This is a genomic window from Enterobacter sp. ECC-249 (assembly GCF_043965265.1).
Lineage (GTDB): Bacteria > Pseudomonadota > Gammaproteobacteria > Enterobacterales > Enterobacteriaceae > Enterobacter > Enterobacter quasiroggenkampii.
In genome coordinates this window covers 3,457,660-3,469,442 of the sequence record NZ_CP143660.1, presented here as the reverse complement: position 1 = coordinate 3,469,442, position 11,783 = coordinate 3,457,660, and the positions used below count along the sequence as shown (strand labels likewise).

The window sequence follows — 11,783 nt, the reverse complement described above, 5'->3', positions numbered from 1 at the left end:
CGTGGATTTGGTCCTCTTTTCGTGACCCTCCTCGCAGGTCATCTATATAAAACACTTTATAGTGTGTGGGTACTCATAATAAGGAGGCTGTTTATGAGCATTATGCTTACCGGTTCGGTCAAGGAAAGACGGCACGCCAGCACGATGAATATTGATAGATTGTCCACGCTGGACATGCTGAAAGTCATTCACCAGGATGATGCACTCATTTCTGCTGCGATCGCCCCCTGTTTACATACCCTCGCCCGCGTAGTGGACAACGCCGCCGCGACGCTCAGCCACGGCGGTCGCCTGGTCATCGTTGGCGCGGGGCCGTCGGGGCGCATTGCGCAACAGGTTGCCGATGAATATGCGCCGGGCAAAACCCCTGTGATGGCCGTTACGGGACAAGAAGGGGAAGGGAGCTACGAGCGCGGCGTTGCCGATATTCAGGCTATTAAGTTTGGTGAACACGATATGATGCTGGCCGTGACCGTCAGCGGAAAAACGCCGTGGGTCTGGGGGGCAATGCGGCATGCGTGGTCGCTGGGTTCACCGGTCGCCATTATTACCGGTGATGCGCAAAGTGAAGCCGCACAGCTGGCGAGCATGGTTATCGCTCCGGAGCTGGGGGCCGATGTCGTTGCAGGCTATATCAACACCAAAGCGGGGATTGCACAGAAGATGATCCTCTCGATGATCGCTACCGGGCTGGCCGTCCGAACCGGACGGGTTTACAGCAATCTGCGTGTGGATCTTGAGGCAGGTACAACCAAATGGGTTGAACGGCAAATCGCCATTGTGATGGAAGCGGGAGGATGCAGCCGGACAGAGGCAAAAGCCGCGCTGGAGAGCTGTAACTTTAACTGTAAAACGGCGGTATTAATGGTGCTGACAGGGCTGGATGCATGGAAAGCCCATGAGTTGCTGGCGCAGAATAACGGGTTTATCCGCGTAGCGCTGCAGGAAGCCCCGTAATTTAAAGTGAAGATATAAAAAAGGCCGCAGTTGCGGCCTTTGGTATTTTGGTGATTAGAACTGGTAGGTCATGCCTACGCCAACGATGTCATCGGTGGAAATACCGTATGCGTCATACTGCGCTTCGTCCTGATCCAGCATGTTGATTTTGTAATCAACATAGGTGGAGAAGTTTTTGTTGAAGCTGTAGGTCATGCCCAGGTCGATGTAGTTAACCAGATCCGGATTGAATCCTTTACCGTCCAGGTCTTTACCTTTTGAGTAGACCCATGCCAGGGAAGGGCGCAGACCGAAGTCGAACTGGTACTGGGCTACCGCTTCAAAGTTCTGGGTCTGGTTGGCGATACCAATTTTCTTGCTAGTGCTACCGAATGGGGTCATGTTGCTGGTTTCAGCATACATCATGGCCAGGTAGACACTGTTAGCATCGTATTTCGCGCCAACGGTCCAGGCTTCAGCTTTATCGCCACCCGCATAACCGATGCTTTCAAAGCTTTTGCCGTATCCAACCTGCTTGTTGGTACGATCCGAAGACGAGTACGCCGCACCCAGGCTCAGGCCGGAGAGATCGCCAGAGAAGTCGTAGGTGGTAGAGATACCGAAGCCGTCGCCATTCTGGAAACGAATATCATCATGACCGTTTTTAGTGCCTTCCTGATCTTCTGAAGGATCCTGACCTTCATTCGCGCCCTGATACTGCAGCGCGAAATTCAGACCTTCAACCAGACCGAAGAAATCCTGGTTACGGTAGGTTGCCAGATTGTTAGCACGGCCGTTCATAAAGTTATCGGTACGGGTGTAAGAGTCACCGCCAAATACAGGCAGCATATCGGTCCAGGCTTCTACGTTGTACACGACGCCGTAATTACGGCCATAATCAAATGAACCGTATTCGCCATATTTCAGGCCAGCATATGCCAGACGATTAAAGGATCTATCACCGGCAGACTCGGTATTATTCGCGTAGGTTTTGTATTCCCACCGGCCGTAACCGATCAGGTCGTTAGCGATTTGAGTTTCGCCTTTGAAACCAATCTGCACATAGGTTTCGTCGCCGTCGTCGCCAGGGTTATCAGAGAAGGTATGGCGTGCATCGACTTTGCCGTACAGGTCAACTTTGTTGCCGTTTTTGTTATACATTTCAGCCGCATTAGCAGCGACTGCCATTAATAAAGCGGGGACCAGAATTGCCAGAGCTTTTCTTTTCATTATATATTCCCTTAAAATATAATTTATATGAATAATTCAAACATAATTTATATGAATAAATGTAATCACCCTCCGTAATTACAGCGTCGATACTATTCCATGAGGCGTTATTTAGTTTCAAAAATAAATGTAATTAAATGCTGTTAAATATTGCTAAATGTTTCTATTAATCTCTTTATTTTTCTTATGAATTAATTGATTGAATTTATTTGGCGTAATTATTATTAAGTATTTCGGAGTTCTATTTTTAAATTGGTTTAATTTATATATGTTATAATTCATTCTCTTTTGACCAACAGGACATGATGATGGAACTTGCCCGCTGGCAGCACAGATTTGAGCGCTGGCTCGAGGAAAACCACAGCACCGACGATACTGCACATGATATTTCGCATTTTCGTCGGGTCTGGATGACGGCGCAAAAAATCATGGATTGCCAGGTGGTGGTGGAGCCGCTGGTGATCCTGACCGCATGCTATTTCCACGATATCGTCAGCCTGCCGAAAAACCATCCCGAACGCGGCCGGTCATCGCAGATGGCAGCGCGCAGAACGTGCGAGATTCTGCACCGCTACTTCCCTGACTTTCCGCCAGAGCATATTGCCGCCGTCGCGCACGCGATTGAGGCGCACAGCTTTAGCGCCGGAATTGCGCCGCAGAGTATGGAAGCCAAAATTGTGCAGGATGCTGACCGGCTGGAAGCGTTAGGCGCCATCGGCCTGGCGCGCGTTTTTGCCGTCTCGGGCGCGCTGGGCGTGCCGCTTTTTGACGCAGACGATCCCTTTGCCGGTGCGCGTCCCCTCGATGACCGTGCGTTTGCCCTCGACCATTTTCAGACCAAGCTGCTGCGTTTGCCTGATACAATGCAAACGGAAATGGGCCGCGAACTTGCAAGTCACAATGCCGATTTCCTGATTCAGTTTATGGCGAAACTCAGCGCCGAATTACACGGCGACTGCCTCGGGCTGGATAGCCAGGTGCTGAGCCGCTTCCGTCGCAGTTTGCGCAACTGAACTGTGGTAATCTGTTCCCAGTCTTTACTCTCCGGTTAAAAGAATGCAGGAAAATCGATCAGTGACAGAGCCCGCGCCCGCGCAGGCTGAGAAATCAACGGCAACGGTGCAGGCCTTACTGCGCCAGCTGTTGGATATCTATGATGCTAAAACGCTGGCCAGTCTGCTGGTGGCGCACGGCGAGAGCCACTGGAGCCCGGCGATCCTTAAACGTCTGCTGACCAGCGAACGCGCAGGGCGTCGCCTGAGTGAAGGCGAGTTTCGTTATCTGCAAAACCTGCTTCCTCGTCCTTCTGCTGCGCACCCGAATTATGCCTTCCGGTTTATCGATCTGTTTGCCGGTATCGGCGGCATTCGGCACGGTTTTGAAGCTATCGGCGGACAGTGCGTGTTTACCAGCGAGTGGAACAAACATGCCGTCCGGACCTACAGGGCCAACTGGTACTGCGATCCGAACGAGCACCATTTCAACGCGGATATCCGCGATGTGACGCTGAGCCATAAAAGCGGCGTGAGCGATGAACAGGCAGCCGAGCACATTCGCCAGACGATCCCGGCGCATGACGTGCTGCTGGCGGGCTTCCCGTGTCAGCCTTTCTCGCTGGCCGGCGTTTCCAAAAAGAATGCCCTTGGACGCGCCCACGGTTTCGCCTGCGATACGCAGGGAACGCTGTTTTTTGATGTGGCGCGCATTATCGACGCCTGCCGCCCGGCCATCTTTGTGCTGGAAAACGTCAAAAACTTAAAAAGCCACGACGGCGGGAAAACCTTCCGCATTATTATGCAAACGCTGGATGAGATGGGCTATGACGTGGCCGATTCAGAGGACATGGGCGCGGACGATCCTAAAATCATTGATGGGAAACATTTCCTGCCCCAGCATCGCGAACGTATCGTGCTGGTGGGCTTCCGCCGCGACCTCAATTTGAAAGGCGATTTCACACTGCGGGATATTCCTTCTCTGTATCCCGAGCGCCGTCCCACCGTGGCCGATCTGCTTGAACCGGTCGTCGACGCGAAATTTATCCTGACCCCGGTGCTGTGGAAATACCTTTACCGCTATGCCAAGAAGCACCAGGCGAAAGGCAACGGCTTCGGTTTTGGGATGGTAAACCCGAACGATCCGCACAGCGTCACCCGCACGCTGTCTGCTCGCTACTATAAAGACGGCGCGGAAATCCTGATCGACAGAGGCTGGGACAAGGCGCTGGGTGAAAAAGATTTCGACGATCCGCACAACCAGCGCCATCGCCCGCGGCGCTTAACGCCGCGAGAATGCGCCCGGCTGATGGGCTTTGAGTCCCCGCAGGGTTACCGCTTCCGCATCCCGGTTTCGGACACCCAGGCGTACCGCCAGTTTGGTAATTCGGTGGTGGTTCCCGCGTTTGCGGCGGTGGCCAAACTGCTGGCCTCGCGCATTCGACAGGCGGTGGCACTTCGTCAGGGTGAGGCCGTCAATGACGGATGTTCACGATAAGGCGACGCGCAGTAAAAACATGCGTGCCATCGGCACGCGTGACACCGCCATTGAAAAGCGCCTGGCCGGGCTGCTGACGCAGGCGGGGTTTGACTTCCGCGTGCAGGATCCCACGCTTGCGGGACGCCCGGATTTCGTCATCGACGCCTGGCAGTGCATCATCTTTACCCACGGCTGTTTCTGGCACCATCACGACTGCTACCTGTTTAAAGTCCCGGCGACGCGCACCGATTTCTGGCTGGATAAGATTGGCAAGAACGTCGAGCGCGACAGGCGGGATCTGGCCACGCTGATGGCGCAGGGCTGGCGGGTGCTGATCGTCTGGGAGTGTGCGCTGAGAGGCAGATTAAAGCTGAACGATGCCGATCTGAGCGAACGGCTGGAAGAGTGGATCTGCGGCGGCGGCCAGACCGCGCAGATCGACACGCAGGGCATTCACCTGCTTACGGTTTCTCCGCCTCGCAAGGCGTGACCACCGGTTTTGCCGGCAGCAGATATTTGCCCAGCGTGACCAGCACGACGGCAAACACGATGATCCCTAAAGCCATCCATTCCACAGGTGAGAGCGTTTCTCCCCCCAGTCCCGTCCCGAGCAGCACGGCCACGACCGGGTTGACGTAGGCGTAGCTGGTGGCGACAGCCGGAGAGACGTTGCGGATCAGGAACATATAGGCGTTAATGGCGATGATGGAGCCAAACAGCGCAAGATACCCTACCGCGAGAAAACCCGACAGGTCCGGCAGCGTGGCCAGCTTTTCTCCCGTCAGCGCGGAGGCCAGCAGCAGGACAATCCCCGCGGCAAGCATCTCAATCGCACCGGCCATCATGCCGGTCGGCAGTTCGATACGTGAACCATAGACGGAACCAAACGCCCAGCTCATCGAGCCAATCAGGATAATCACCGCGCCCCACGGATTCCCGCTCAGGTTACCGCCGCTATTCAGCAGAATGATGCCTGCAAGGCCAATTCCAATCCCCAGCCATTCCAGCTTGCGGGTGCGGATGCCGAAAAGGCGGCTAAAGCAGAGGGTAAACAGCGGTACGGTGGCAACGACCACGGCGGCGATCCCGGACGGGACGTTCTGGTGCTCGGCAATCGTCACAAACCCGTTACCCACCGCCAGCAGCAGCAGGCCGATCAGGGCGGCATTCAGCATCGGGCGCAGCGGGGGAAGCTTATGCCCGCGCAGGAGCAGGAAAGCCAGCAGCAGGATGCCCGCCGAGAGGAAGCGAATGCCCGCCATCATCAGCGGCGGCCAGCTCTCCACGCCGATGCGAATAACAAAGTAGGTTGAACCCCAGATGATGTACAGCGAAAAGAGTGCCCCGATGAGCGGTAGCAATTGCCGGAAACGCATAATCCCTCACGACGAAATAAAAAGTTCGCTGATAGTAAACGCGAAAACTATCGCGCTGGCGAGCCCTTTAATTGTGTAGCGGATGTGAATTTTTTGTTGACGTTAGGTGCCTGTTTCCGGGTTTGCACTTTTGCTCCATACTATTCACTTAATTACCAAAAAATGAAGGATTAAGATTTTGGCAGGAAGTAGCTTATTAACATTGCTGGATGATATTGCCACCTTACTGGATGATATTTCAGTGATGGGGAAACTGGCGGCGAAAAAAACCGCAGGCGTGCTGGGAGATGATTTATCGCTTAACGCCCAGCAGGTGAGTGGGGTAAGGGCTAACCGTGAACTGCCGGTGGTATGGGGCGTGGCGAAAGGCTCCTTCCTGAACAAGGTGATTCTGGTGCCGCTGGCGCTGCTGATCAGCGCGTTTATTCCCTGGGCCATCACGCCGTTACTGATGATTGGCGGGGCATTTCTCTGCTTCGAGGGCGTGGAGAAGGTGCTGCACTCCTTTAGCGCGCGCAAGCAGAGCGATACGCCGGAGGTGCGCCAGCAGCGTCTTGAAGCGCTGGCCGCGCAGGATCCGAAAACCTTCGAGCGCGATAAGGTCAAAGGCGCCATTCGAACCGACTTTATCCTGTCCGCCGAGATTGTCGCCATTACGCTGGGCATTGTCTCTGACGCGCCGCTCCTGAATCAGGTCCTGATCCTCTCAGGAATCGCGATTCTGGTCACCGTGGGCGTGTACGGTCTGGTGGGGCTGATCGTCAAGCTGGACGACATTGGCTACTGGCTGGAAGAGAAGTCGAGCGCGGTGGCAAGAGGCATCGGCAAAAGCCTGCTGGTGCTGGCCCCGTGGCTGATGAAGAGTTTGTCGGTGGTAGGCACGCTGGCGATGTTCCTCGTGGGCGGCGGAATTGTGGTTCACGGCATTGCGCCGCTGCACCATGCCATCGAACATTTCTCCTCCACGCAGGGGGCAGTTATCGCGGCGATTCTGCCCACGCTGCTGAATCTTGTGCTGGGCTTTATCATTGGCGCTATCGTCGTTGCGGCGGTGAAGCTGGTTGAGAAAATTCGCGGCACGTCGCACTAATTGTTACCCGCGGCAGGATGCAAAAAGACCATTCCTCGTCTAAATTGAAACAGTTTCACCCTGATACAGGAGGCAGGTATGGTCTTTTTGGTCAGTGATGAAGTTAAGCCTAAGAAGGGCGGTCCACGTATGATTGTCACCGGGTATTCCAGCGGAATGGTGGAATGTCGGTGGCACGATGGCTATAGCATCAAGCGGGAAGCATTCCGTGAAGATGAGCTTCAGCCGGGTGACGGGCAGCACCAGCGGGACAAGGCTTAATCACATAACGCCCGGCTTTGCCGGGCGTTTTTATCTCAAGTACCGGGTGTAAGGCAGCGTTCAGGGAGTGTGTGTGCAGCGCGATACCTTTGTTGTAAGACAATCTTTTTTGCAATGGCTGCATAAGCGTAGCAATCCGGGGCTGATTGTTAACCTCTGTTTTTTGGTTGTTCTGGTATTTTCTACTCTATTGACCTGGCGTGAAGTGGTGGTGCTGGAAGAGGCTTACATCTCCAGCCAGCGCAACCATCTGGATACGGTGGCCAGTTCGCTGGACAGGCAGTTACAGAACAGCGTCGACAGGATGCTGTTGTTTCGCCAGGGCATGCATGATGCGATCGAGACGCCGCTGGCTTTTGATGTCTTACAGGATGCGGTGTCACGCTTTAATGCCGTCCGCATGCTTCCCACCTGGCAGCTTGCCGTTGATAAAAAGCGCACGCTTCCCATTAACGGGGTCTCGGACGCGTTCGTGGATAAAACCACGCTTCTGAATCGGGACGCCGATCGCATCAGTCATGAAATTTCTGCCGCGCTTGAAGTGGGGTATCTGCTCAGGCTGGCGTCATCGAGAGCGCAAACGGAAACGCGGGTGCTCTACGTCTCTCGCGCCGGGTTTTACCTTTCCACGGATACGCCGGATCGGGCGGGGGATATTACCTCCCGCTATTACCATCTGGTCACGCAGTCCTGGTTTACCCAGCAGTCAGAGCGTAACAATCGTGCGCGCGCCGTGCGCTGGTTTATCTCCACAGCCTCATTCTGGACCAGGGATGAACGAACGATTACCGCCAGCGTCCCCATCTATTTCGATCACTACTGGTACGGCGTCGTGGCGATGGACTTTACCTTAGACACGATGCAGCGTCTGCTGACCGACGCGACGGAAGAGCGGACGGAGGGGGAGTATCAGCTGTACGATACCCGGCTCAATATGATTGCCACCTCAGCCCATGCGGGAAGCCAGGTTAACCAGTTTGACGAACGCGAAACGGCGCAGATTGCCCACGCGATTGAGCATGATACCGGCGGCGGGATCCGCCTCGGGAGCCGGTTTATTACCTGGGAGCGGCTCGATCACTTCGATGGCGTCGTCCTGCGCATCCACACCCTGCATGAAGGGGTGCAGGACGATTTCGGCAGTATCAGCATCGTGCTGGCGCTGCTGTGGGCGCTCTTTACCGCCATGCTGTTGATCTCGTGGCTGGTGATCCGTCGGATGGTGAGTAACATGTATACGCTTCAGCACTCCCTCCAGTGGCAGGCCTGGCACGATCCGCTGACCCGGCTCAATAATCGCGGCGCGCTGTTCGACCGCGCAAAATTGCTGGCGGAAACCTGTCGGCAGCAGGCGCTGCCGTTCTCGGTGATTCAGATCGATCTCGACCATTTTAAAAACATCAACGACCGCTTCGGCCATCAGGCCGGTGACAAGGTGCTTTCCCATACGGCAGGCGTGATTGCCAGCGCGTTACGCAAGAATGATGTGGCCGGGCGCGTCGGGGGAGAAGAGTTTTGTGTAGTCCTGCCGGGGATCGGTCTGGAGGAGGCGAGAGGCGTCGCGGACCGCATTCGTTGCCGAATCAACAGTAAGGAGATCCTGGTGAAAAAGAGCACAACCCTGCGCATCAGCGCGTCGCTGGGCGTCAGCAGCGCGGATGAAACGGGCAACTACGATTTTGAACAGCTGCAGTCCGTGGCGGACGCCCGGCTCTATCAGGCCAAGCAGAGCGGGCGTAACCGGGTCGTGTGGCGGGATCAGGACAGGAAGTGATCCAGCCCCTCCTGCCAGCCCGCCGGGCCGGGCTGTTGGGTGTGATAGACCCGCTCGGGGTTATCGTCCCGTAGCGTGATGCCCTGGCGGTTAATCCCCTTGATGACCACCGCGAAGTCCATGCTGTCGAGCAGCGGCGCATCGTTAGGGCCATCGCCGAGCCCCAGCGTGGTGGGCGCGATCTCGTCCTGCTGGCGATACTGTTCAATCAGCCAGTTAACCGCCACGTCTTTACCGCAGCGGGCGTCCAGAATATGCCAGAAGCGCGCCCCCTGCAGACACTTCAGGCCGCTGTGCGCCAGTTGCTCTTCAAACTCGACCAGTTTCTCGTCGGTATCGCGCCAGATGAGCGTGACGGAGGCTTCATGCTTGCGTGCAAGGGTCGAACGGTAGCGCGTCAGTCCGGTCCACTCGCTGATAACGTGCTCATCCACGTCGTCAAAGGTGGTGAATTTATAGCCTGTCTGCAGGCGAATTTGCTCAATCCGCGGGCGAATATCCCGGTGCGTCATCCCTCTTATCTGGCGCTGAACCTTGTCCCAGCGCACGTCTGGCTGAATCACCGCGCCGTTCTCGGCAATAAAAGGCAGGCCTTCCAGCCCCAGATCCTGCTGGATATCCAGCATCTCTGCCGCAGTCTTGCTGCTGCAGAGAATGACCGGAATCTGGTTATCCTGCAGCCTGTCCAGCCAGGGCATTGCGGGTTGCCAGTTGTAGGTATGAATATCCAGCAACGAGCCATCCAGATCGGAAAAAATCAGCAAGGTATCCCGCAGTGAAGGCATAGTGGCTCCTGGTATCGGCTACGTTTGATACTAAGAAAATTCCTAAAAAAGATCCGAATTGTTAACAGAAGAAATGGGAACAATCCCTGGCAAACCCGCATTCGGCGTATGTTATTGCTCATAACGAAAAGCATAATGTTAAAAATATTATATTCATCGTAAGAATATATGCTTGTCAGACAAATTCGTTGGGGATAGTGTGGCTTGTACATCAGATTTCCTGGTGTAACGAATTTTCAAGTGCTTCTTGCATAAGCAAGTTTTGATCCCGGTCATCCCCATGACCGGGATTTTTTTCGCCCTAACGATTGGCCTCAGACACGCTAAAGTCGTGAATATCGAGCTCGAAGGCCTCCGCCAGCTCACGATAGGTGTGATAATCCCTTCCGTTGACAATGACGCGGTCAGAATTGTCGTCCGAGCGGCGGACTTCTGACTCGCTGATCTCATTGATGGCGGCCAGCAGGGCATCGACATCCACCTCGACTTCGCGCTTGATGGTGTCGCTGTACTCTTTATCGGTCTTCATTACAGGGTTCCTCATTCAACCGTGTCCAACGGTAAGTATAGACTGTGCATAAAAACGCCATTCACGCCGGGCGGCGATGTGCGTTTTTGCGTTTTGTTCTACACTGGCTCAAAACCAGAGGAGGAATGTATGAAGGTCAACGATCGGGTAACCGTTAAAACGGACGGTGGGCCGCGCCGCCCGGGTGTGGTGCTGGCAATTGAAGAGTTTAGCGAAGGTACAATGTACCTGGTATCACTGGAAGACTACCCGCTCGGCATTTGGTTTTTTAACGAACTGGGGCATCCGGACGGGATTTTTGTTGAGAAAGCTGACTAACACGGCGTCGGGTAGCACATCGCGTGCCCGACAACCTCATAGAAGCAAAAATCTCTGGCCAGGCCAGAGATCAAAGGTAGGGTGCACAGGGTCTTAAGCGACTAACGCATGTTGACGAAAATCCCGTTCGTCACATTATCGGTCAGGCGTACCACATGGTAGATCACTTGCTTATTATGCGTTTTAATTTTCCGTTTAATATTTCCTTTGTGTGACGAAACGGTTTTCGCTTTAATATTCATCTGGTCGGAGATCTGAATAGTTCCTTGTCCCGCCATCCACATTCGCAGCATACTTGATTCAGTCCTGCTTAATGATAGGGTGGGTAAGTTAACCGCTCCTACATTTTTAACTTCTTTATTCAAATAATCACCCAGAATGTCATCCAGCGACTCGGGTTTAATCGATTTAGAACTGATCAATAAATTTTTACGGACCAACAAATACTCATCGAAATGGATATTCGCGATCGCCATAAAAACAATAAACAGGGTTTTTGGATGCTGATTAATGATTTGCTTAATGTGCTGACTGTTGGCTGGATCGTGAATGAAACAGTCCTCATTAATAAACACCACGCCTGGTTTTAGTTCGTCACAAGCGGCTGCGAGTTCGTCAACGGTGTGTGCATCGTTGATGTCTCTCTTTCTTACCCCTCTGCTTGCCAGGTACCCGGTTAACCCTAGCCGGGTGTAGCTGCATAAATCCATAATGATCGTTGACATGGCATACCCTCACTCAATGCGTAACGATAATTCACCATCTGCCTGAGAGCTCAAAACAGCCATACGGGATGGAAAAAAATAATAAACCTGTGAGCATGACAAAGACTTTCAGGCGGACTCACTATCCCGTAAAGTTACGTATAATTTGCCAGGAATCTTCTTAAAGTAAAGTAAATATTAAGTATTGTGAGGTGGTTAGAAACAATTAAACCGCGTCAGATATATCCTGGAAGATGTTTTTCGCGTTTTATTTTAGGAATATCCTCAGAAAGACAGTAGCAACAGTG

13 protein-coding genes are annotated in these 11,783 nt (G+C 53.9%); 8 read left to right on the top strand and 5 right to left on the bottom strand.

The window, feature by feature from the left end; translation table 11 throughout:
* Positions 1-93: 93 nt before the first annotated feature.
* Positions 94-957: an N-acetylmuramic acid 6-phosphate etherase gene (locus tag V1587_RS16645; protein WP_371899361.1), complete on the top strand. Its 864-nt coding sequence runs from the start codon at positions 94-96 to the stop codon at positions 955-957.
* A gap of 54 nt (positions 958-1,011) precedes the next feature.
* On the opposite strand, the gene V1587_RS16640 is transcribed toward V1587_RS16645, so the two are convergent.
* Positions 1,012-2,166 carry a porin gene (locus V1587_RS16640; RefSeq protein ID WP_371899360.1) on the bottom strand — a complete coding sequence of 385 codons (1,155 nt, stop codon included), beginning with the start codon at positions 2,164-2,166 and terminating at the stop codon, positions 1,012-1,014.
* Positions 2,167-2,474: 308 nt separating this feature from the next.
* Here V1587_RS16640 and V1587_RS16635 point away from each other — a divergent pair, with 308 nt between their 5' ends.
* From V1587_RS16635 to V1587_RS16625, 3 genes are all read left to right on the top strand, one after another.
* Positions 2,475-3,179 (top strand): phosphohydrolase, encoded by a 705-nt coding sequence (locus V1587_RS16635; protein WP_371899396.1) that lies wholly within the window; start codon positions 2,475-2,477, stop codon positions 3,177-3,179.
* 61 nt (positions 3,180-3,240) lie between these two features.
* Positions 3,241-4,656, top strand: a complete 1,416-nt coding sequence (locus V1587_RS16630) for a DNA cytosine methyltransferase (protein WP_395314426.1) — start codon at positions 3,241-3,243, stop codon at positions 4,654-4,656.
* On the top strand, positions 4,637-5,128 hold the full coding sequence (locus V1587_RS16625; protein WP_371899358.1) for a very short patch repair endonuclease: 492 nt from the start codon (positions 4,637-4,639) through the stop codon (positions 5,126-5,128). The genes V1587_RS16630 and V1587_RS16625 overlap by 20 nt, the downstream gene beginning before the upstream one ends.
* Here V1587_RS16625 and yedA read toward each other — a convergent pair.
* Positions 5,100-6,014 (bottom strand): drug/metabolite exporter YedA, encoded by a 915-nt coding sequence (gene yedA / locus V1587_RS16620; protein WP_371899357.1) that lies wholly within the window; start codon positions 6,012-6,014, stop codon positions 5,100-5,102. The genes V1587_RS16625 and yedA overlap by 29 nt on opposite strands.
* Positions 6,015-6,192: 178 nt before the next feature.
* Between yedA and V1587_RS16615 the strand changes: the two genes are divergently transcribed.
* The 3 genes from V1587_RS16615 (at position 6,193) to dgcQ (ending at position 9,139) form a co-directional block, all read left to right on the top strand.
* Positions 6,193-7,104: a DUF808 domain-containing protein gene (locus V1587_RS16615; RefSeq protein WP_008500306.1), complete on the top strand. Its 912-nt coding sequence runs from the start codon at positions 6,193-6,195 to the stop codon at positions 7,102-7,104.
* A gap of 78 nt (positions 7,105-7,182) precedes the next feature.
* Positions 7,183-7,365 carry a YodC family protein gene (locus V1587_RS16610; RefSeq protein WP_023618677.1) on the top strand — a complete coding sequence of 61 codons (183 nt, stop codon included), beginning with the start codon at positions 7,183-7,185 and terminating at the stop codon, positions 7,363-7,365.
* 73 nt (positions 7,366-7,438) lie between these two features.
* Positions 7,439-9,139: a cellulose biosynthesis regulator diguanylate cyclase DgcQ gene (dgcQ, locus tag V1587_RS16605; RefSeq protein ID WP_371899356.1), complete on the top strand. Its 1,701-nt coding sequence runs from the start codon at positions 7,439-7,441 to the stop codon at positions 9,137-9,139.
* Here dgcQ and V1587_RS16600 read toward each other — a convergent pair.
* Entirely contained in the window at positions 9,124-9,924 is an 801-nt protein-coding gene (locus V1587_RS16600) for a mannosyl-3-phosphoglycerate phosphatase-related protein (protein ID WP_371899355.1), read from the bottom strand. The two genes, dgcQ and V1587_RS16600, sit on opposite strands and share 16 nt — an antisense overlap.
* Before the next feature lie 301 nt (positions 9,925-10,225).
* Positions 10,226-10,453 (bottom strand): YodD family peroxide/acid resistance protein, encoded by a 228-nt coding sequence (yodD, locus tag V1587_RS16595; RefSeq protein ID WP_008500310.1) that lies wholly within the window; start codon positions 10,451-10,453, stop codon positions 10,226-10,228.
* Between the two features lie 129 nt (positions 10,454-10,582).
* On the opposite strand from yodD, the gene dsrB reads away from it, so the two are divergent.
* Positions 10,583-10,771, top strand: coding sequence for a protein DsrB (gene dsrB, locus V1587_RS16590; RefSeq protein WP_008500312.1), 189 nt, complete (start codon positions 10,583-10,585; stop codon positions 10,769-10,771).
* A 101-nt stretch (positions 10,772-10,872) separates the two neighbouring features.
* Here the strand turns inward: dsrB and rcsA are convergent, their stop codons facing one another.
* The gene (rcsA, locus tag V1587_RS16585; protein ID WP_008500313.1) at positions 10,873-11,496 is read right to left on the bottom strand and encodes a transcriptional regulator RcsA; all 624 of its coding nucleotides are present in this window, start codon (positions 11,494-11,496) and stop codon (positions 10,873-10,875) included.
* Positions 11,497-11,783 lie beyond the last annotated feature (287 nt).